General features: G+C 60.8%; 19 protein-coding genes. 1 reads left to right on the plus strand and 18 read right to left on the minus strand.

The genetic code is table 11. The features are described 5' to 3' along the window. From ABI_RS26075 to ABI_RS02140, 18 genes are all read right to left on the minus strand, one after another. Nucleotides 1–330, minus strand: a 330-nt coding sequence (locus ABI_RS26075) for a translation initiation factor IF-2 associated domain-containing protein (RefSeq protein WP_040308502.1), incomplete at its 3' end; no start/stop codon positions are given. A 131-nt stretch (nucleotides 331–461) separates the two neighbouring features. Next, nucleotides 462–1,244, minus strand: a complete 783-nt coding sequence (locus ABI_RS02060) for an RNA-binding protein (protein WP_006271153.1) — start codon at nucleotides 1,242–1,244, stop codon at nucleotides 462–464. After that, complete coding sequence (gene nusA, locus ABI_RS02065; RefSeq protein WP_006271154.1) at nucleotides 1,222–2,916, minus strand: transcription termination factor NusA; 1,695 nt, start codon at nucleotides 2,914–2,916, stop codon at nucleotides 1,222–1,224. Before nusA ends, ABI_RS02060 begins: the two co-directional genes overlap by 23 nt. Before the next feature lie 15 nt (nucleotides 2,917–2,931). Beyond that, nucleotides 2,932–3,549: a ribosome maturation factor RimP gene (gene rimP / locus ABI_RS02070; protein ID WP_006271155.1), complete on the minus strand. Its 618-nt coding sequence runs from the start codon at nucleotides 3,547–3,549 to the stop codon at nucleotides 2,932–2,934. 182 nt (nucleotides 3,550–3,731) lie between these two features. Further along, nucleotides 3,732–4,343 (minus strand): hypothetical protein, encoded by a 612-nt coding sequence (locus tag ABI_RS02075; protein WP_006271156.1) that lies wholly within the window; start codon nucleotides 4,341–4,343, stop codon nucleotides 3,732–3,734. Between the two features lie 518 nt (nucleotides 4,344–4,861). Beyond that, nucleotides 4,862–5,542: a tRNA (guanosine(46)-N7)-methyltransferase TrmB gene (gene trmB, locus ABI_RS02080; protein ID WP_006271157.1), complete on the minus strand. Its 681-nt coding sequence runs from the start codon at nucleotides 5,540–5,542 to the stop codon at nucleotides 4,862–4,864. Between the two features lie 9 nt (nucleotides 5,543–5,551). Further along, nucleotides 5,552–6,724, minus strand: a complete 1,173-nt coding sequence (metK, locus tag ABI_RS02085) for a methionine adenosyltransferase (RefSeq protein ID WP_006271158.1) — start codon at nucleotides 6,722–6,724, stop codon at nucleotides 5,552–5,554. Between the two features lie 151 nt (nucleotides 6,725–6,875). Further along, nucleotides 6,876–7,295, minus strand: a complete 420-nt coding sequence (locus ABI_RS02090; RefSeq protein ID WP_040308503.1) for a helix-turn-helix domain-containing protein — start codon at nucleotides 7,293–7,295, stop codon at nucleotides 6,876–6,878. A 115-nt stretch (nucleotides 7,296–7,410) separates the two neighbouring features. Further along, a complete protein-coding gene (lnt, locus tag ABI_RS02095; RefSeq protein ID WP_006271160.1) occupies nucleotides 7,411–9,060 on the minus strand; it encodes an apolipoprotein N-acyltransferase in 1,650 nt (549 codons plus the stop codon). Continuing rightward, nucleotides 9,053–9,928, minus strand: coding sequence for a hemolysin family protein (locus ABI_RS02100; RefSeq protein WP_006271161.1), 876 nt, complete (start codon nucleotides 9,926–9,928; stop codon nucleotides 9,053–9,055). Before ABI_RS02100 ends, lnt begins: the two co-directional genes overlap by 8 nt. Continuing rightward, nucleotides 9,921–10,403 carry an rRNA maturation RNase YbeY gene (ybeY, locus tag ABI_RS02105; RefSeq protein ID WP_006271162.1) on the minus strand — a complete coding sequence of 161 codons (483 nt, stop codon included), beginning with the start codon at nucleotides 10,401–10,403 and terminating at the stop codon, nucleotides 9,921–9,923. The genes ABI_RS02100 and ybeY overlap by 8 nt, the downstream gene beginning before the upstream one ends. Next, entirely contained in the window at nucleotides 10,403–11,377 is a 975-nt protein-coding gene (locus tag ABI_RS02110) for a PhoH family protein (protein WP_006271164.1), read from the minus strand. Before ABI_RS02110 ends, ybeY begins: the two co-directional genes overlap by 1 nt. After that, nucleotides 11,374–12,732, minus strand: coding sequence for a tRNA (N6-isopentenyl adenosine(37)-C2)-methylthiotransferase MiaB (gene miaB / locus ABI_RS02115; RefSeq protein WP_040308504.1), 1,359 nt, complete (start codon nucleotides 12,730–12,732; stop codon nucleotides 11,374–11,376). Before miaB ends, ABI_RS02110 begins: the two co-directional genes overlap by 4 nt. Before the next feature lie 278 nt (nucleotides 12,733–13,010). Beyond that, complete coding sequence (locus ABI_RS02120) at nucleotides 13,011–13,424, minus strand: Fur family transcriptional regulator (RefSeq protein WP_006271166.1); 414 nt, start codon at nucleotides 13,422–13,424, stop codon at nucleotides 13,011–13,013. A 139-nt stretch (nucleotides 13,425–13,563) separates the two neighbouring features. Further along, nucleotides 13,564–14,010 (minus strand): ribosomal protein S18-alanine N-acetyltransferase, encoded by a 447-nt coding sequence (gene rimI, locus ABI_RS02125; protein WP_006271167.1) that lies wholly within the window; start codon nucleotides 14,008–14,010, stop codon nucleotides 13,564–13,566. Further along, nucleotides 14,007–14,651 (minus strand): tRNA (adenosine(37)-N6)-threonylcarbamoyltransferase complex dimerization subunit type 1 TsaB, encoded by a 645-nt coding sequence (gene tsaB, locus ABI_RS02130; protein WP_040308505.1) that lies wholly within the window; start codon nucleotides 14,649–14,651, stop codon nucleotides 14,007–14,009. The genes rimI and tsaB overlap by 4 nt, the downstream gene beginning before the upstream one ends. Further along, on the minus strand, nucleotides 14,648–15,214 hold the full coding sequence (locus tag ABI_RS02135; RefSeq protein ID WP_006271169.1) for a NifU family protein: 567 nt from the start codon (nucleotides 15,212–15,214) through the stop codon (nucleotides 14,648–14,650). Before ABI_RS02135 ends, tsaB begins: the two co-directional genes overlap by 4 nt. A 527-nt stretch (nucleotides 15,215–15,741) precedes the next feature. Continuing rightward, nucleotides 15,742–20,661, minus strand: coding sequence for an NAD-glutamate dehydrogenase (locus ABI_RS02140; RefSeq protein ID WP_006271170.1), 4,920 nt, complete (start codon nucleotides 20,659–20,661; stop codon nucleotides 15,742–15,744). 450 nt (nucleotides 20,662–21,111) lie between these two features. On the opposite strand from ABI_RS02140, the gene ABI_RS02145 reads away from it, so the two are divergent. Continuing rightward, a complete protein-coding gene (locus tag ABI_RS02145; protein ID WP_006271172.1) occupies nucleotides 21,112–21,525 on the plus strand; it encodes an MAPEG family protein in 414 nt (137 codons plus the stop codon). Nucleotides 21,526–21,702: the final 177 nt, after the last annotated feature.

Raw genomic sequence — 21,702 nt, forward strand, 5'->3', positions numbered from 1 at the left:
CGCGCGCTGGCGGGCGTCCTGCTCTTCCTGACGCAGACCGCTGCCGCCACCTTGCTGGCGCGGTGCGCTGGATGGCTGGGGTCGGGAGGGCTGCGGGCTTGGACGAGCCAGGTTGGTGTCCGAGGTCGGACGCGGTCCGTGTGGCGCTCCGGCGGGCGGCGGCGTGCCGATGCGGCGCTTGGTTTCCACCACCACCGTCTTGGAGCGGCCATGGCTGAAGCTCTGCTTGACCGTACCGGTCGCAACATTGCCGCCGACACGCGGCTTCAGAGAGAGCGGCGCGCGCTCACGGTTCTGGTCGTTCGTCTTATCGTCTTTGGGGTCGCTCATGCGGCTTGCTTTACTTAACCCTTGGTGGCAGCGCAACCTTGCGCGGCCCGTGTTATGAAAAATAGTCTCTGATCTTCGACGATTCCGCCCGTGCGGGGCCATCAAAGCGGGCGCTGTGGCGCGTCATGACGTCAAGGCGACGCTTCTCCATCTTGGCGCCCTACCGCTTCGCTGCTTGAGGGCTTTTTGTGCCCTACCGCTTCGCTGCTTGAGGGCTCTGAACTTCTACCACGTAACCAGTCAGGGGGCGTCAGCGGCTCGAAACCTGATAATCGGGCCATTTCGGCGGCCCAGCGCTGCACCCGGCGGCCACCCAGAAGGGCGGCGTGAATGGCATTTTCCTGACCCATGGCGAGACTAAGCTCGTCATTGCTGAACACGCCGGCTACCGGAATATTGACCGCCCTGGCCGCCGCCAGAAGCTTATTGCGGCCGTCCTCGGCCCCGTCGCGGGCCTCGATCAGCCAGGCCGCCTTGCCGGATTTGACCGAGCTCAGCACCTTTTCAAAGCCGTTGATCACGCCACCTTCGCGCCGGGCCAGACCCAGGAGGTCCAAACAACGGCGGCGCAGGAGGTCATGCACCAGAGGAAGGAGATCGGGGGTGGTCTTGACCTGACGCTTGGCCGCTTTGGAGAATATGTTGCGTTTGATCGCGATTTCAAGAGCCGCGCGCTCCGAGGCCACCCACAGGCCGCGTCCGGGCAGTTTCTGCAACAGGTCAGGCGTAAGGACGCCGTCCGGCGCCACGACGAAGCGGATCAGGCGCGCCGTATCGACGCTCTGGCCCGACGCAATGTCGCGACGCAGCTTTCCTGGCGTTTCCTCGCACAGGATCGCGACCTCCGGCTCATCACCGGAGGCGCTGTCAGTATGGGTTAGCTCAGCCGGCTCATTGTTCGAGGCTGGCGACATCCGCGCCCTCCTCTTCTACCGTCTCTTCTTCTACGTCTGCCGTCTCTTCGATTTCGGGGGCTTCGTCTTCACCCTCTTCGGTGTATTCGGGCTCTTCTTCTTCGACCACCGGCGCCTCGATCCAGCCGGCCGTGACACGGGCGTTCAGGATCAGGGACTCGGCATCGGGGACCGACAGGGTGAAGCTTTCCAGGGCACCCGGAACGCGGACGCGTTCGCCGCCCTTTTGCTCGAAACCACCACGTAGTTCGTCGGTCGCCAGATCGGCGAGGTCTTCCACGGTCTTGACGCCGGCTTCTCCCAGGGCGACCGCCATGGGCAGGGTGACGCCCTGGACTTCCAGAACGCCGTCCTCAACGCCCAGTTCCTTGCGCTTGGCGTCCTGTTCGGCCGTTTCGCGCTCCAGGAAGTCACGGGCGCGCGCCTGCAGTTCCTGGGCCGTGTCTTCGTCGAAGCCTTCGATGGCCGCGATTTCGTTCTCGTCGACATAGGCCAGGTCTTCGACCGAGGTGAAGCCTTCGGTCACCAGCAGCTGAGCGATGACCTCGTCGACGTCCAGGGCTTCCTGGAACAGGGCGGTGCGCTCGGCGAATTCCTTCTGGCGGCGCTCGGAGTCCTGGGACTCGGTGATGATGTCGACCTGCCACCCGGTCAGTTGCGAACCCAGGCGGACATTCTGGCCGCGACGGCCGATGGCCAGCGACAGTTGTTCATCGGGCACGACCACTTCGACGCGGTCTTCTTCTTCGTCCAAAACCACCTTGGTGACTTCGGCCGGGGCCAAGGCGTTGACGATGAAGGTGGCTTCGTCAGGCGACCACTGGATGATGTCGATCTTTTCGCCCTGCAGTTCGGCGACGACGGCCTGAACGCGCGAACCGCGCATACCGACGCAGGCGCCGACCGGGTCGATCGAGTTGTCGTTGGACAGAACCGCCATCTTGGCGCGTGAGCCCGGGTCGCGGGCGACCGACTTGATTTCAATGACGCCGTCGTAGATTTCCGGCACTTCCTGGGCAAACAGCTTGGCCATGAAGCCGCCATGGGCGCGCGACAACATGATCTGCGGGCCCTTGGTTTCGCGGCGGACGTCGTAGATATAGGCGCGGATACGGTCATTGACCTGGAAGGCTTCGCGCGGGATCGACTGGTCGCGACGCATGATGCCTTCGCCACGGCCCAGGTCGACAATGACGTTGCCGTATTCGACGCGGCGAACAGTGCCGTTGACGATTTCGCCGACACGGTCCTTAAACTCGTCGTACTGGCGCTCGCGTTCGGCTTCGCGGACCTTGTGGGTCACGACCTGGCGCGCCATCTGGGTCTGAACGCGGCCCAGCTCGAACGGCGGCAGGGTCTCGACATATTCCTTGCCGACAAAGGCTTCCTTGTCCTCGCGCAGGGCGTCGGACAGGCTCTTCTGGGCGTATTCGTTTTCGACCTCTTCATCGCCGACCACGGTGACGTGGCGGGTGATGGTCATTTCGCCCCACTTGGGGTCGATATGGACGCGAATGTCGTGGTCGGCGCCGTAACGCGAACGCGCGGCCTTCTGGATCGCCTCTTCGATGGAGGCGATGACGACGCTCTTGTCGATCTGCTTTTCGCGCGCCACGGCGTCGGCGATTTGAAGCAATTCCTGACGGTTGGCGCTGATCCCGGTGAAGCTCATCTCTGGGTCCTTGGGTTATTTGTCGTCGTTGGCAGGTTCGTCGTCCTCGAGGTCGTCTGCGTCCTCAAAGTCGTCGTCAAACTCTTCGTCTTCGTCCTCATCGTCTTCGCCACGGTTGGCGCGCATCTCGGCGCCACGCTTCATCAGCTCGTCGGTGAGAACCAGCTTGGCGTCGATGACCCACGCAAAGGGCATCAGCGCCGTTTCCGGCTCGCCTTCCAGGTCGATGGCGATGTGATCGCCTTCAACGCCGGCCAGGGTACCGCGAAAACGCTTGCGGCCTTCGGCGAGGCGGTCCAGCTCGATGCGAGCCTCGTAACCCTGGTAGGTTTCGAAATCCTTCAGGCGGGTCAGCGGCCGATCGATACCGGGCGAGGACACTTCCAGGACATAGTCGCCCGAGATCGGGTCGGCTTCGTCGAGGAAGGCAGACAGAGCGCGCGACAGGCGGGCGCACTGGTTGACATTGATCTCACCGTCGGACTGGCGTTCGGCCATGATCTGGAGGCGACGGGCGCCACCGGGCTTGTTGGAGCCCATCAGACGCACGCGCACGATGTTCAGCCCCAGCTCATTGGCGATGGGGTCGAAAATATCGATCAGCTTGCGATCTTCGCTGGTCTTGGCGCGCATAAAGTCTTTGTTCCGGACATCACTTCGTTCGTCCGATTTTTTAGGGCGCTAACGCTTCGCTCCTTGAGCGCGTTAAGCAATAAAAAAGGCGGCGGGCCTTGGTGGCCGCCGCCGCTGCCTTGCGGCATCGGACGATTGTTGGCGCTATATAGGCTGTATGCGGCGGCTTGCCAAGTGGAATCTCAGGCCTTGCCGAACAGGCGGGCATAGTCGGCCGGAATCTCCACAGGATACAGGGCTCCGGAATAGATTTGCAGCAGGAGCCAGATGACATAGGCGCCTGCGCCCGACACGGCCAGAAGCATCAACCACGCAACCGGTTTGTTGGCCTTCTTGAAGATGTCGTAGGCGATACAGCCAAAATGCAGGAACAGCGAGAAGACGCCTGCACCGTAATAGCCCAGGAAGACCGGCTTCCACTGCGGCGACATCAGGCCGGCGGCAGCGAAATGGAAGTTGGTGTCCAGGTGCAGGACGTGACGCCCGACCAGGACGGCGCCAATATGGGTGAGGATGAACAGTGTCATCACAGCCCCTGACGCAGCTTGGAACTGGTGGATGATGTCCTTCTTTTCGGTCCAGATTTCCCAGATCAGCGGCAGACCGGTCAGGATCTGGATCGCAAACGCCGCCAGGACGGCATATTCGACCACCGGGACATAGTAGAGCGCACGCAGGGTCTGCATGAATTGAATATGGAATTCGACACCCAACAGCCCGGCGAAATGGTTGGCAAAATGCAGGCACAGGAAGGCGAAAACAAATGCCGCCGACAGTTTGTGAATGCGTTCCATGCCAAGTCTCCGAAGCTACAGGCCTCAACCTTGGCGCAAACTTGGGTGAATGGCTACAGGTTCGATCACGCGGACGTGAAGGTGTGGCTTTTTGGTTTGCCGGAAAGGCCGGTGGAATCAAACGACGGAACACGCGGAAAGACGCGGAATTCCGGGTGGCCGATCTCCCGCGCGAAGCGCCTTCACAACAATGAGTCAGGGTGTCGCCTGCCGTGTTGACGTCCTGAATTCCGTGCCTTCAGTGTGCGACGCCATCGGCGGCGCTTCTGTGTTTTCCGTGTTCCTCTTAAAAGCCTCCGGTTTGTCTGAGGCTTTTAAGAGCACCACGGACCACACGGAGGCCGCTCCGCGGCGACACAGAAAACACCGAATTCAGGACACCCGGAGGCACGTTCGTCACGTCATCCCTATAAGCAGCAAGGCGCTCCGCGCGGAAGATCGGCGAGCCGGAATTCCGCTTCTTTCCGTCTCTTTCCGTGTGTTCCGTCGTTAGATTCTACCGGCCCCGACGGCGAATCTCAGCCCTTACGAACGAAGTCAAAAAAAACCGGCTTGCAGTCACCCAGGCCCTTGGTCTCGTACCGTGTCGTGACATGGTCTGCCGGCGGCACCGTCCAGTCAACAGGGCGTTCCGCCGTCCACTCCAGGTCCGGATTTGCCGTGAAACGCTCCAAGGCCCAATCGGCATAGTTGGCCCAGTCGGTGGCAAACCGCACAATCCCACCCGGTTTCAGTACGCGCGCAAAGGCAGCTACGGTCTCCGTCTGGATAAAGCGGCGCTTGTTGTGGCGCGCCTTGGGCCAGGGATCCGCAAACAGGATGAAGATCCGGCTCAACGACGCGTCCGGCAGCTTGTCCAGCAGGGGCCGGGCATCATCCGCCAAAATCAGGACATTGGCGAGACCGGCATCGTCGAGATGTCGCAAGGCCGAACCGACCCCATTCAGGAAAGGTTCGCAACCGATGAAGGTCACGTCCGGATTGCGCGCCGCCTGCTGGGCCAGGTGCTCACCGCCGCCGAAGCCGATTTCCAGCCAAATTCCACGCCTGGAGGCTACCGCCGCTGCAACGCGTTCGTCCGTGGCCTCGATCTGAGGCAACAAGGAGTCGAACAGGTCGGCCTGACGCGGTTTCAGGGTGCGCGATTTGATGCGCCCAAACGAACGCAGCGGACCGTGGGATTTTTCTTCAGAACTCATCCGGGCGCTTTAGAAGGCGCGCTTGAGCTCGTCAACCAGATCGTTGCGTTCCCACGAGAAGCCACCTTCGGCATCCGGCGTGCGGCCGAAGTGACCATAGGCTGTCGTTCGCTCGTAGATCGGCTTGTTCAGGCCCAGATGCGTGCGGATCGAGCGCGGCGTCAGGCCGCCGATCAGCTGCGGCAGGATCTCTTCCAGCTTCTCTTCCGATACCTGGCCTGTGCCGTGGGTGTCGACATAGAAGCTCAGCGGGCTCGACACGCCAATGGCATAGGAAACCTGAAGCGTACACTTCTTGGCCAGGCCGGCCGCAACGACGTTCTTGGCCAGGTAACGCAGGGCATAGGCGGCCGAGCGATCCACCTTGGTCGGGTCCTTGCCAGAGAAGGCGCCGCCGCCATGCGGGGCCGCGCCGCCGTAGGTGTCGACGATGATCTTGCGGCCGGTCAGACCGGCGTCGCCGTCGGGACCGCCGATGACAAAGTTGCCGGTCGGGTTGACCAGCCATTCGGTCTCGTCCGTCACCATGCCCGCCGGCAGAACTTCGAGGGCGAACGGCTTGATGATGGCTTCGACGTCCTTAGGCGACAGGCCTTCGTGGTGCTGGTGCGACACCAGAACCTTCAGGATGCGCGACGGGCGGCCGTTTTCGTACTGGACCGTCACCTGGCTCTTGGCGTCAGGCTCCAGGCGGTGTTCGCCGGCATGGCGCGCTTCGGCCAGGCGACGCAGGATATTGTGCGACCATTGCAGCGGCGCCGGGGTCAGCTCGGCGGTCTCATCGGTGGCATAGCCGAACATGATACCCTGGTCGCCGGCGCCTTCGTCCTTGTTACCGGCGGCGTCGACGCCCATGGCGATGTCGGCTGACTGGGCGTGCAGGTGACAGGCATAGTCCGCCATGGCCCAGTGAAAGCCCTTCTGGGCGTAGCCGATGTCCTTCACGGCATGGCGGACCTTGTCCTCCAGGCTGTTGATAATCTCCTGGATCTCATTGTCACCGGCGCGGACTTCACCGGCCAGCACGATGCGATTGGTCGTCACCAGGGTTTCACAGGCCACACGCGCTTCCGGGTCGCGCGCCAGAAAGGCGTCAACCACGACGTCTGAAATGCGATCGGCGACTTTATCGGGATGGCCTTCAGAGACGCTTTCAGAGGTAAAAATATAGGAAGGGCGCATGGAACAGGGCTCTCTCAACGGGAATTCCCATACACATATAAAGATATCTTTATATGATCAAGTAAGAACACACGTGGATGCAAAAAAAGCCCCGTTCAGAGAACGGGGCCAAAGAACACTTTTTGCCAATCGATTGCACGATTGAGATATTTTAAGCGTCTTCACTTTCGCCCAAGACGCGGACGAGTTCGAGAACCTTGCGGCGCAGCTTGGCGCTGCGGATACGCGGGAAGGCTTCAGCCAGCTCGATGCCCTCGGTGGTCATCAGGAAGCCGTGGACGAACTGTTCGGATTCGGATTCGGAGAAACCCTCAACAGCTTCGGTCTCGCCATAGCCTTCGAAGAAGTAGGCCACCGGCGCCTTGAGTGCGCGCGCAATCTCATACAGTTTGGACGCGCTGATACGGTTCGAACCGCGCTCATACTTTTGGACTTGCTGGAAGGTCAGATCGATGACTTCCGCGAGGCCTTCCTGGCTCATCCCGAGAAACTTGCGGCGCATACGAACACGCGCGCCAACGTGCAGATCGACCGGGTTGGGGCCCCGGTCCGTTTTGGTGATCTCGTCCAACTTTGCCTCTACAATTTCTTCATACCCGCGAGGGGCTGAATGGTTACACGTGTAATACCGGTCAATTCCGTTGGATTTGTGGCGGCAGCTTCAAATGAAAGTTACCGCCTGATCCCTATCGGTGGTTGTCCGGGGCTCTAATGACCACCCTCGAAAGTATGCCGACTGTCACAAAAATCAAGACCAGGCAAGTGACCAGAACGGGTATCCAGAAACGGGTCTCGGAATACGGTGTCAGGGCAGCCGGATTTGGTAAGGTAATATCACGCAGGCCACGGACCTGGGAACCCAGCTTTGTAGCAGGTATCATCCTACCGAGAGGATCGATCAGGCCCGACACGCCCGTCGGGGTCGACCGGACCATGGGAAGGCCCTCCTCGATCGAGCGGAAACTGGCTAAATTCATATGTTGTTGAGGACCTGTGGTGGGTCCGAACCAGGCATCGTTACTGATGTTGACGATCCACTTCGGACGCGACGTGTCTTGCGAAGATGTGTATTTGGTCAAGTCCAATGACGGGAAGATTCCTTCGTAACAAATCAACGGTAAAAACCGTGGTACGCTACCGTAGGTAACCGGGCTTGTTCGCCTTCCTGGCGTAAAACCGTCACCAATATGTACCAGTTCGGTGAAGCCTATGCGTTCCAGCACGTCCTCATAGGGGAGAAATTCTCCGAAGGGCACCAACTTATACTTGTTATAATAGCCTTCTATCCTGAACACATTTTCGTGTTGTTGGGCGGCAATCAGCGAATTTCGCCACACATTGCCGAGTTTTGGGTCGTAATCGGATCGGTACGCGCCAAAAATCAGGGCCTGGTTGTCCCGAAGAAGCGTGACCATAACCGGCGCCGTCCAGGAATCGTTCGCAAAAAGTTCATCCGACGATACCGGAAGCGCGCCTTCCGGCCAGATAACCAGATCGGGCCATTTGTGACCGGGCGCCGGTGGCGCCTTGGTCATGGCGACGTAGTCGTTGAACACATGCCGGAAGGCGCCGCGTGACCATTTGGCTGCCTGACCGATATTGGGCTGGACCACGCGAACGACGTAGTCGCTGTAGGTGATGGGGGTCGTCCGAAGACGATATTCACCCAGAACGAAAAGCCCGCACAGGGTCAGGACCATGGCAATCGCTGCGGTATAGCCGTGCAGCCCCCTGCCGGTATGACGCCGCACCACGCCCGCGCTGGAAAAGATCAGTACTGTCAGGAAACCGAGGCCATAGACGCCGACATAGGCGGCGATCTGCGACATGGCCGACCCGGCGCGCCAGGTGGCGCCCGATGGGTTCCACGGGAAACCTGAGAAGATCATGCCGCGCGTCATTTCCAGCAGGGAAAAGGCGGCCGCGAAGTAAAGGAAACGAATCTGACCTCGGGGGGCGAACCGACGGTACAGAATAGCGAACAACCCCCAGAACAGCCCCATACCGAGACCCAGAGCCAGGTCGGCGGGTATGCCCATCTTCAGCCCGAAGGTTTCCCGGTCGACCATGAAGGCTTCGACGATCCAGAAGCAGCTGATCAGAAAATAGGCCGAGCCGGCCAGCCAGCCCATGACGAATGCCTGGCGTAATGGCCGCGTGCCGACATGTTTATCCAGCGCCCACAGGATATACCCGTAACCCAAAAGGCCCGGCAGAAACCCGAACGGCGGTTGTGCCAGCCCGATCAGAAGCCCGGCCACCGGCATCAGCAGCAGACGCCATTCCTGGCGGACCCACAGCTCAAGCCATTCCCTCAGCCCCCCCGGTTTATTCATCGGCCGGTGTCAGATCGGCGTCGGCGAAGCTGCGGCGATGCAGGCGCAGCTTCTTGATGCGACGGGCATCGGCGTCCAGGACCTCGATGTCGAAGCCGGCTTTTTCATAGGGAATGATCTCACCACGCTGCGGCACACGGCCTGCCAGGACCGCGACCAGCCCAGCCATCGTGTCGATCTCTTCCTCGGTATCCTCGGGGAACAGCTCAAGCCCGAGCTTCTCTTGCAGGGTGGTCACCTCGACGCGGCCGTCGACCTCGATCTGACCTGACGGAAGCTGGCGGATATCCTCTTCGCCGGCTTCGTCATATTCATCGTCGATATTGCCAACCACCGCCTCGACCAGGTCCTCGAGCGTCACCAGACCATCGGTGCCGCCGAACTCGTCGATCACCAAAGCCATGTGGATACGCTGAGCCTGCATGCGCAGCATCAGCTCGGCGGTTGTCATCGAAAGCGGCACATACAACAGTTCGCGGCGGACCCGGTGCAGCACCGGCTCGGCCCAGTTCGGGCCGGTCTTGCCGATATCCGGCCCCAACAGCTTCAGCACGTCCTTGATGTGGACCACGCCCACCGGATCATCCAGCGTTTCGCGATAGATGGGCAGGCGCGAATGCTCGCTTTCGATACAGGTCCGAACCACGTCGGCCAGGGTCGAGGACAGCTCGATCGAAACGATATCAACCCGCGGCGTCATGACATCGGCGACGCTGAGGTTCTGGAATTCGCGGGCGTGATCGACCAGTTCGGAGGCGACATGGTCTTCACCGCTGGCGATGTCGGCCTCGGCGCGGGTCTGCGGCCGGGTCAGGCCGAAAAACGAAAAGAGGGAGGACTTCTTTTTCTGCGGGTCTGGGTCAGGCATGGCCATCTGCATAGGGGTCTGCGACGCCCAGGTTCTTCAGGATACTGCGTTCCAGGTTTTCCATGGTCTCGGCTTCGGCGTCGTGAAGGTGATCATAACCCAATAAATGCAAAGTGCCATGCACAGACAGATGCAGAACGTGATTTTTCAGCGTCTTGCCCTGTTCCCTGGCCTCGCGGACACAGGTTTGCAGGCCCAGAGCCATATCGCCCAGGTGATCCAGCACACCCTTGATCTGCATCGACTTAGGCGCCGGGAAGCTCAGGACATTGGTCGCCTTGTCCTTGTTGCGATATTCGGCGTTCAACCGCTTCATCTCGGCATCGTCGCACAAAAGGACGACGACATCGGCCTGGTCGGTGAAGTTGACGGCCTTCAGCGCCGCGGTGACGGCGGTTTCAACCACGTCGACGGCGTCGGGCAAGGCATCGAGCCAGCCGTCTTCCTCGATTTCGATATCAATAAGAGGTTCCATCAGGAGAAGCTGTTCTTGTGCTCGTTATCATAGGCGCGAACGATGCGCGCCACCAGTTCGTGCCGGACGATGTCGTCGGCCGTCAGTTCGGCAACCCCGACACCCTTGACCGTCCCCAGCAGGCCGACCGCATGGGCCAGGCCGCTTTCCCCCTTGTTGGGCAGGTCGACCTGGGACGGATCACCCGTCACCACCATCTTGGACCCCTCACCCAGGCGGGTCAGGAACATCTTCATCTGCATGCGCGTGGTGTTTTGCGCCTCATCGATGATGACATAGGCGTAGTTCAAGGTTCGGCCGCGCATATAGGCCAGCGGCGCGACCTCGATCTCCTTGGTCTCGCGCTTCTTCGCCAATACCTGGGCGCCCAAAATATCGTCCAGCGCCCCCCAGATCGGTGTCAGATACGGGTCGATCTTCTCGTTAAGATCCCCTGGGAGGAAGCCCAGACGTTCGCCGGCTTCGACCGCCGGACGGGTGATGATCAGCTTGTCGACCCGGCGCGACAGCAGCAGTGCCACGCCATGCGCAACAGCCAGGAAGGTCTTGCCCGAACCGGCAGGTCCCATGGCGAAAACCAGGTCCTTTTCGGCCAGTTCCTTGAGATAAGCGGCCTGACCGGCCGTCTTGGCAGCGATAGCGCCGCGACGGCCCATAATGACGGTGTTGCGCTGGTCGACGGGCGGGCTGGTGGTGGAATCGGACGGCGGCGATGCCGGCTGTTCGATCAGCCGGCGGACATCGGTTTCGGTGATCTCGATACCGCGATCATACAGGTCGCTGATGGCCACGATGACGCCGCGGGCCTTTTGGCGTGCACGCGCATCACCGGAGACGACCAGACCGCCACCGGGCATTTCCACCAGCACCTTGAACGCACCCTCGACCATGGCCAGGTAGCGTTCTGCCGGTCCGGCCACAGCCAGGACGCAGGCGTCGGTCAGGGGAATGAAGTCGTCCTTGACGGCGGTCATGCGGACACGGTTTCCAGAAGGGCACCCTGCAGCGAATTGTTACCAACGGCGACGATACGCACCGGCACGATCTGACCGATCAGATGACGGGCGTCCTCGACATAGACCGACTGCAGGTACGGCGAACGGCCGATGGCTTGGTTATCGCGCCGACCGGGCTTTTCGAACAGAATATCCAGCGTCTTGCCGACCAGGGTCGCCTTGAAGGCCTGCTGCTGCTCGATGATCAGAGCATTGAGCGTCTGCAGGCGTTCGTCCATCACCGCTTCGGGCACCTGGTTGGGCATGGAGGCTGCCGGCGTGCCGGGCCGCGGCGAATATTTGAAGGTAAAGGCCGAGGCGTACCCGACCTGACGAACCAGATCGAGCGTGTCCTCGAAATCCTTGTCGGTCTCGCCGGGGAAGCCGACAATGAAGTCGCCGGACAGGGCCAGGTCGGGCCGGGCCGCCTTGATGCGTGCGACCAGGTCGAAATAGGCTTGGCGGCCGTGCTTGCGGTTCATGGCGCGCAGGATCTTGTCGCTGCCCGACTGCACAGGCAAGTGCAGGTACGGCATAGCCGCGCCTAAATCGCGGTGCGCTGCGATCAGGTCGTCACCCATGTCGTTGGGGTGCGAGGTGGTATAGCGCAGGCGATCGATGCCCGGAATGTCGGCCAGGGCGTACATCAGCTTCGCCAGGGTCGAGGGCTGGCCATCGCTGCCGACACCATTGAAGGCGTTGACGTTCTGCCCCAGCAGGGTCAGTTCACGTACGCCCTTGGCGGCCAAAGCTTGGGCTTCGTCGAGGATGGCGGCGACCGGACGCGACCATTCGGCGCCGCGGGTATAGGGCACGACGCAGAAGGTGCAGAACTTGTCGCATCCTTCCTGAACAGTCAGGAACGCGGTCGGGCCGGTGACGGTTCGATCGCTGGTCAGGGCGTCGAACTTGGCCTCCGGCGCGAAGTCGGCAGCCAGGCGTTCACCCTTGGCGCGGTGGGTACGGGCGATCAATTCGGGTAGCTGGTGATAGGCCTGCGGGCCGATAACGAGGTCGACGGCCGGGGCGCGGTGCATGATCTCGATGCCCTCGGCCTGGGCGACACAACCCGCGACGGCGATGGTCATCCGACCTTCGCCCCGCGCTTCCTTTTCGCCGCGCAATTCCTTCAGCCGGCCGATCTCGGAATAGACCTTCTCGGCCGCCTTTTCGCGGATATGGCAGGTGTTGAGCAGGACCAGGTCGGCGCCATCGGCGACGTCGGAAACCTCATAGCCCAGCGGACGCAGGATATCGATCATGCGCTCGCTGTCATAGACGTTCATCTGACAGCCGTAGGTCTTGATATGCAGCTTCTTCAAAGGGGCGTTCATGCGGCGGGTTATGGGGTTTCTGAAGGAAAAAAGCAAGAAGAGGCAGGGGCCGCCCGCCGCATGGCTCTGGGCGTTCGGCGCGGAAATCGACCCACCGGGTCGATTTCATAAAGTTTGCCATGCGGCAAACTTTCGCTTCTCACCCCGGCACCCCGAAACGCGACAGTGATTAAGTGCTTAAACGACAAAAAAGCGGGACGCCTGGGTCCCGCTTTTTGTCGTCTATCCATCTAAACGCTATGGCGTTGCGGGGTGCAGGGGTCGGCGACCCCTGCGTCTTATTTCTCTTCTTCCAACGGCACGCCATAAAGCTCCAGCTTATGGCCGACCAGTTTATAGCCCAGCTTCTGCGCCAGGGCTTCCTTCATGATCTCGATGTCCTTGTCAAAGAACTCGACGACCTGTCCGGTTTTGATATTGATCAGGTGATCGTGGTGATCGTCCCCGGCCTGTTCATAGCGCGACCGGCCGTCACCGAAGTCATGGCGTTCGACCACGCCGGCCTCTTCAAACAGACGAACCGTCCGATACACCGTGGCCAGCGAGATGTTCGGATCGACCGCGGCGGCACGATGATACAGCTCTTCGACGTCCGGGTGATCATGGGCCTGCGACAGAACCCGCGCCACAACCCGGCGCTGGTCGGTCATCCGCATGCCTTTTTCGATACACTGCTTCTCGATGGGGTCCATGGACAACTCCCGCCCGGTCTTGATTTTGCAAAGCGTTCGCACGCAACATCTCGTGTCGTGATTTCGAAATTTGCTATGTAGCCGATATCAGAATCAAACAAATTTCGAAATCACGACACCAGTAAATGTAAGGCGTTGCTCAGTGCAGTGCAAGCCTTAGTATGTGCGCGTCCACAGGCTCACCCTCCTTGCGGGAGTAGTAGGCCTTGCGCCGCCCGGCACGCTTAAAACCACAGGATTCGTACAGCCGCAAGGCATAGGCATTGTCCGTGGCGCATTCCAGGAACAGACTTTCGGCGCCCTCCGCCCGCAAAGCCGCAATCACCTGCACCATCAGCATCCGCGCCAGGCCCTTGTGCTGATAGGACGGATCGGTCGCAATCGTCAGGATTTCGCCTTCCCCCTCCACCACCGCCATGACCACGAAGCTAACGACATCACCATCAGCCTCAAACACATAGGTACGATGATGGGGCTTGATCAGAAGATCGGCGAATACCCCGGCGCTCCAGCCGTAATCAAAACAACGCGAATGGATCTGCTCCAACTGCGTGCACGGCGCATTGAGCTGGCGGATCGCCGTCATGCCGGCACCTGCGGCGCCAAAGTAATAATGCCGCGCGTCGAGGCCACCGCATCCGCCCCACGCATATATAACGGCGTGACATCGTCATGACCCGGCAAGAGCGTCAACGCCGCCAGGGCCGCCAGTGACGGCCAGTCCTGAACCAAAACCTCGGCGTCGGGAAATTCAGACTTCACCTCGTTCACCGCCGGGCCCGTTAAAACCCTGATATCGCTCAGATTTGCCAAGTCGGCAAACCCTATCGCCTGTGGCGCGTTTTGGCCATGCTGAACATAGAAGGTGCCCCGGCCGCCATTGATCACGGCCAAGGCCTCGCGGCCTTCCAAAGAGGGATGCACAGTCAGAACCTCCAGCGTCCCGACACCCTTCAACGCCAGGCCCAGACCTGAGGCCAGCCCCTTGGCAAAGGACAGCCCGACACGAAGGCCGGTGAAAGACCCTGGCCCCAGGGTCACCCCAATGTTCGTCACATCGCGCGGCGCCAAGCCGGCTTCGCGGAACAGTTCAGCCACCATGACCGGCAGACGCTCCTGATGGCCGCGCGGCATGGGGTCGGTCGCTGTGAGAATGGCGTCACCGTCCCTGAACAGCCCGGCCTGGCAGGCGTTCAGCGCGGTGTCGATGACCAGGACGGTACTCAGAGGACCGCCTCGATATGGCGGACTTCCGGCACATAGTGCTTCATCAGCGATTCAACGCCCTGGCGCAGCGTGGCGGACGACGACGGACAGCCGGCGCAGGCGCCGCGCATATGCAGATAGAGCGTTCCAGATTCCATGTCGAAACTGTCGAATTCGATGTCGCCACCGTCCTGGGCGACGGCCGGCCGGACACGGGTGTCGAGCAGATCCTTGATCTCGGCGATGATCTGACCCAGTTCGCCTTCATAGACGGTCTCGGTCTTGACCTCAGTCTCACGCAGGATCGGCTGACCGGACGTATAGAAGTCCATGATGGCGGCCAGGATCGGCGGTTTCAGTTGCGCCCAGATCAGCGTGGCGTCCGGGTCGCGTCGCACGGTCAGGAAGTCGGAACCGAAGAACAGGGCCGACACGCCATCGATCTTGAACAAGGCTTCGGCCAGGGGCGAGACCTTGGCCTCGTCCTCGGAGACGAACTGCTTCGTGCCCTGGGCCAGGACGACCTGGCCGGGCAGGAACTTGATGACGTCGGGATTGGGTGTGGCTTCGGTCTGGATGAACATGACAATCACTCTTATAACTCAAGCGCTAAATGGGCGCAAAACAGCGCAATGGCAAGAGTTTGTGGTCAAGAGGCGGCTGCGGCCGGTGGAATCAAACGACGGAACACACGGAAAGAGGCGGAAAGAGGCGGAATTCCGGGCGGCTCAAGCTACCGCGCGAAGCGCCTTCATTCCATGGAGTTTGTGGCTGTGCACCGGCTGAGGTGAAGCCTAGAATTCCGTGTCTTCAGTGTACGCCGCCATTGGCGGCGCTTCAGTGTTTTCCGTGTTCCACTTAAATGCCAGCGGCAGACCGTCTGGCGGGGAGCTTTCTGAAGCGAGAAAGGGGAACACGGACCACACGGAGGCCGCTGCGCGGCGACACTGAAAACACGGAATTCCGTGTTGCACAACGGCCGCGCATCACGTCATCGCTTCAGGGAATGAAGGCGCTTCGCGCGGGGGGTGCCGCAACCGGAATTCCGCTTCTTTCCGCCTTTTTCCGTGTGTTCCGTCGTTTGATTCCACCGGCCCAACGGACGATAACACTATAACTTCCCGACCCATTCCCGCAGTACTGCGTTCACGATCGTCAGCTTGGCGAAACTCCAGCCACCCGTCTGCATATCGGCGATCATCGACTGGAGCGACTGCACCATGCCGGCATTCTCGCCTTCCCAGGTCTCGATGATCTGCTGCGGCGTCTCCAACGGCGACATCCGCGACATCATCGCCTTGACCACCGCCTTCTGCTCGATCAGCACATCCTCGATCAATCGCCGGGTGGCCATGCGGTCCCAAGGATCGGCGCTGGTCAAGGACCCCGCCCCTTCCGTCAGACGGTCAAACCCAAATCGGTCGCCGGTCAGGAAGTACAGCTCCACCGTCTTGTCCAATGGCTTCTTCGGTCCCAAGGCTAGGTCGATCACATCCACCACATGATGGAAGACGCCCAACAAAGCGATCCGCCGCGCCAGATCTTCCGGCGCCCCCTGCCCGGTCAGCTCTGTGACCCGCGCCTCCAGTCGCGCCTTGACCGTTTCACTCAACACCGCCGAGCCCTGGGCCAGGACCTGCGCCATGCCGTCAGCATAGGGCTTGATCCGAGTCGCCAGCGGACCCGGGGTCTGCGAGAACCGACGCGCAATCCAGTAGGTCTGGCGCCGGATGAATCCCGAAAGATCGCGATACAGTCCGGTCTGGGCCGCCGCCGGCACCTTGGCGTCCAAGGCCGACACCTCCGCCCACAAGGCCTGGATGCCGAACAACTTCCGCGCCGCCGCAAAAGCAAAGACAAAGGCTTCGGCGTCAACACCGGCGCCCTTCATCACCCGCGTCGGGAAGCTGGGGCCCGTCACATTGACGATATCGTTGGCCAGAACCGTCGCAATAATCTCGCGATGCAGGCGGTGTTTGCGGATATCGGCCGCATAACCGTGCAGGGCATCGGGGAAATAGTCGATCAGCACAGGCTCCAGGTCGGCATCGTCCGGCGCACCCGACGCGACGATATCGTCGAACAGCACCAGCTTGCCATAGGCCATGACAACCGCCAGCTCCGGCCGGGTCAGGCCCCTGCCCTGGCCGCGCCGAACCTCCAAAGCCGAGTTCGACGGCAGGCCCTCAACCTTGCGGTCCAGCCGGCCACGCTTTTCCAGCGCCGTCATGAAGGCCTGGGCATTGGCGTTGTCGTCCGCCGCCGTGGCCTCCTGAAGGGTCAAGGCCAGGGTCTGGTCGTAATTGTGCTTCAACACGTGCGACGCGACCTCATCGGTCATTTCGGCCAGTAGCTTGTTGCGTGCCTCCAGGGTCATCCGGCCGGTCGCCGTTAGTTGGCCCAACAGAATCTTGATATTGACCTCGTGGTCGGAACAATCGACGCCGGCGGAATTGTCAATAGCGTCGGTGTTCATCCGCACGCCGGCCTCAGCGCAGGCGATCCGCCCGGCCTGGGTAAGGGCCAGGTTGGCGCCCTCCCCGATCACCTTGGCGCGGACCTCGCTGCCGTCGATGCGCAGGGCGTCATTGGCCTTGTCGCCGACATCGATATGGCTCTGGGCGGGAGACTTCACATAGGTGCCGATGCCGCCGAAATACAACAGCTCGACCCGCGCCTTCAGGATGGCGTTCATCAGTTCGAACGGCGTCACCGTATCCGCGGTCAGGTCCAGCATCGCCTTGACTTCAGGCGACAATGGGATCGACTTCTGGCCGCGCGAAAATACGCCGCCGCCCTGAGAAATCAAAGCCTTGTCATAGTCCTGCCAGGACGATCGCGGCAAGGCGAACACACGTCCGCGCTCAGCAAACGACCTGGCCGTATCCGGATTGGGATCCAGGAAGATGTCGCGGTGGTCGAAGGCCGCCACCAGCTTGATATGCGGCGACAGCAGCATGCCGTTGCCAAAGACGTCGCCCGACATGTCGCCGACACCGGCCACTGTGAAGTCTTCCGACTGGATATCCTTGCCCAGCTCACGGAAGTGGCGCTTGACCGCCTCCCAGGCGCCACGCGCTGTGATGCCCATGGCCTTGTGGTCGTAGCCAACGCTCCCACCCGAAGCGAAAGCGTCGCCCAGCCAGAAGCCGTAGTCGCCGGCGACGCCATTGGCGATATCGGAGAAGGTGGCGGTGCCCTTGTCGGCCGCAACCACCAGGTACGGATCGGGATCGTCCCAGGCAACGACCTGGGGCGGCGGCACGATCTTGCCCTTGGCGTCGAGATTGTCGGTCAGGTCCAGCAGGCCCGACAGGAAAACCTTATAGGCCTTGATGCCTTCGTTGCGGATAGTGTCCGGCGTGGCGTTGGAGGAACCCGGCCGCGGCAGGAATTTCGGGAAGAAACCGCCTTTGGAGCCCACCGGCACGATGACCGCGTTCTTGACCTGCTGCGCCTTGACCAGGCCCAGCACCTCGGTACGGAAATCCTCCTTGCGGTCGGACCAACGAAGACCGCCGCGCGCCACGGGACCGAAACGCAGGTGCACGCCTTCGACCCTTGGCGACCAGACGAAGATTTCTCGATACGGCTTCGGTTCGGGCAGGTCGGCCAGTTCGCGCGACGCCACCTTGAACGAAATATAGGTTTTCGGCTGACCCTTGTCGTCGGTCTGGAAATAATTGGTGCGGCGCGTGGCGTTCAGCAGCAGGTACAACCGGCGCAGGACACGGTCGTGATCGAGGCTGGCCACTTTTTGCAAGAGAGCCTCGATCTGGGCACCGGCCTCGGTCACCAGCGGTTCGCGTTGTTTGATGTCCTTCAGATCCGGTGAGAATTTCAGATTGAACAGGTGCAGCAGGGCCTCGGCGACATCCGGGTTTTCACGCAACGCTGTCTGCTGGACTTCCGGCGACGGGTCCAGGCCTGACTGAACTCTGTATCGGCACAGGGCGCGCAGCAGGGCGATTTCGCGCCACGACGCACCGTTGATCGTCAGGGCATTGAAGCCGTCGCTCTCGGTCTTGCGGTACCACAGCGCCAGGATGGTCTGCTGGAATTCGCGCGCAAAGTCGGCGAAGTCGGCGCGCGCGCCTTGCGCAAACTGGATGATGAATTCATGGACCCACAGGCAACCCAGATTCCACGATTTGACATTGAAACCGTATTCTTCCAGCGTCTTCAGACCCATCTGGTCCAGCACCGGCAGGATATCGCTCAGCGGAATGGCGCGATCGGCTCGGGTATAGAGCTTGAAACAGAAGATCGATTCGAGATCTTCCAGGCGCTGATAGGCGCGGACATTGACCGGCGCTTCCGGCGACAGGCCGGCCAGATAGGCGGTGTCGATCACCGCTTCAGGCAGATCGAAACGTTCCTGATATCCGACAGGGAAGGCAGCGGCCCAATCGTCCCAGTTGAGCCCAGCCCAGGTGAGGCCCGTCGGCAAGGATGTGCGTTGCGTGATATCCGAGTCTTCGACCAGGGCGACCAGCTTCTGCGGCCACGACCGAGTGATGTTCTCGATATCGGCTTCCAGGTCGGCGATATCCGGGTCGAAGTGATCGCCCGGCGTAACCCCGATAATGTAGTGGATGCACGACAGCATCGAGTCGTTGATGTAGGGGTACGACGCCGACACGCGGCCGAGATAGGCGGCAGCCAGGATTTCACCGGCCTTGATCTGCATCTGCGACTGATAGATTTCGCGTGGGATGTACAGCATGACCGAAATGAAGCGGTCGAACGGATCCTTACGCGTGAACAGCTTGACGCGCGGACGGTCGCTGAGGTGGAGAATGCCGCGCGCCGTGCGCAGCAGTTCGTCCTCGGTCATCTGGAACAGTTCGTCGCGCGGATAGGTCTCGACGATGTTCTTCAGCCGCTTTTCGTTATAACCGCCTTGCAGGCCCATGACCGAGGCTTCGTGCAGCACATGCTGGGCCTTGCGCCGGACCAGCGGTACTTCGAACGCCGGCCGGTCATAGGCTTCACTGGTGAACAGGCCGACGAAACGGACCTCGCCCGCCGGCTTGCCGTCAGCGCCGTACCGCTTGATGCCGACATAGTCCATATAGACGCGGCGGTGGATGCGCGACTTGATATTGGCCTTGGCCACTGTCACCGGTTCGGAATTTTCGAGCTGATGCAGGATCTGGGCGCTGAGCACGGCCGGTTCGGAACTGCGGCGCAGGATCAGGCGGTTGGGATCGCGCAGGACGCCGAAACCTTCCTGAAGTTGGTTCATCGGCTGTTCCTGGACATAGGCGCCGTCGTCGCTGCGCGGGTAGGTGTAGCCACGCGCACCCAGGAAAACGAAATGGTTTTCGTCGACCCAATGTAGGAAGGCCAGGTTTTCCGCCAGGACAGCATCATCGACCTTGATCGTCTTGTCGTCGCGCAGTTTTGCCAGGGTGGCGATTTCTTCGGCCAGCAGCTTTTGCATGCGGGGGAAGTCCAGCACCGCCAGCTTCAGGTCGTGCAGGCTGGCGTCGATACCACTGAGGATCGCTTTATGGCGGTCAGCCGACTGGCGCTCGATGACGATCAGCATCATCGATTCCTTGGTCGCCGTACCGGTCGCCGCGCGTCGGCCATTGCCGTCGCGGGCCGCGGTCACCACCGGATGGAACATGGATCGGATCGAAACCCCCTGGTCGATCAGCTCGCCCATCACGGTTTCGACAATGAAGGGGGAATCGCTCTGGACGATCTCGATCAGGTCGTAGGCTGTCCCCTCCCCGGCTGATGTCGTCACCGGGCGGATGCGACGCAGGGTTTCGGTGCCATGGGCGCGGGAATCGCCGAACGACCAGAAGCCAGCGATGATCGCGTTCAGCGACGCCGTGTCCAGGCCGGGCAATTCTTCCGGATCGAAATCCTCCAGGATCTGGGCCAGGAACACCTTTTCGGCGTCGGGTAACCTTAAGAAGTCACGGTGGCCGGTGGCCGAGACGAAGCCCCGGGTCAGAGCGTCCTTGACGGTGTGGAGGGTGTCGCCGGAGGCCCCGGCCGTGGTGAGTTCGTCCATGACTATTTCCCTTCGCCCGGCAGGACCGGCTTGATCGCCGATTTTCATATAGGCTCGCCGGGGTGCGATTGTGGCGCGGATTGTTTAACAAAAGGCGTCTGGCGTGTCACTCAGTAGTTTCGTCTGTAACGAAAGGCCGCCAACCTGTTCAGGGCTGGCGGCCTTGAAAGCTGAAGCCGTCTTCTATGGGGGAAAACAAGGCCGCAGCTGTTTCGTGTCGCACCACTGGAGTCGGTCTGGGATGTCCGGTGTTCCAGCGTATGAGTCGTGAGAGAGGCACGCCTCAATGGCCGGATTTTTACCATTTCGCAGACCAAGTCACCAGTGCGGAAAGTATCACAGTTATGTGAGTTTCTTTAAGGATCAGGAAAGGTTTTGTTGAGGAAAAATTCATGCTTTTCAGACGCTTAAGCAACGCAATTTTCACCATTCCCGTTTAGCATGAATGGCATGATACAGCCTGTTCTCGCCCTTATTGCCTGGTCGATGGTCATGCTCGTCTGGCTTTACGTCAGGCGGCTTCCGGCCTTGTGGCGTTATGCGGTGACCGAACCGGACCTGAGGGCGCGTGATGCGACGCGCAGCCTGCCGCCTCAGGTGCAATGGCCGGCGGACAACTATACCAACCTGTTGGAACAGCCGACCCTCTTCTACGCCCTGTGTTTGGGTATCTATCTCTACGGTATCAACAGCCCGGACCTGGAATATCTGGCCTGGTTGTATGTGGCCTTGCGGGTGATTCATTCGATCGTCCAGGCGACCTGGAACGAGGCGGTGGTACGCTTCTGCATGTTTATCGCCAGCTCGGGCGTCCTGGGCCTGCTATGTGTGCAAACCATCCGGCTGGTGTTCAATATATTCTGATCGGCTAAGACCGGTAGAATTTAACGACGGAAGGCACGGACAGAAACGGAAAGAAGCGGAATTTTGGTTTGCCTTGAACTCACCGCGCAGCGGCATCAAACTTGAGGCGCTTCGCGCGCGAAATCGACCACCCGGAATTCCGTTTCTTTCCGTTTCTGTCCGTGCCTTCCGTCGTTA

This window comes from Asticcacaulis biprosthecium C19, from assembly GCF_000204015.1.
GTDB lineage: Bacteria > Pseudomonadota > Alphaproteobacteria > Caulobacterales > Caulobacteraceae > Asticcacaulis > Asticcacaulis biprosthecius.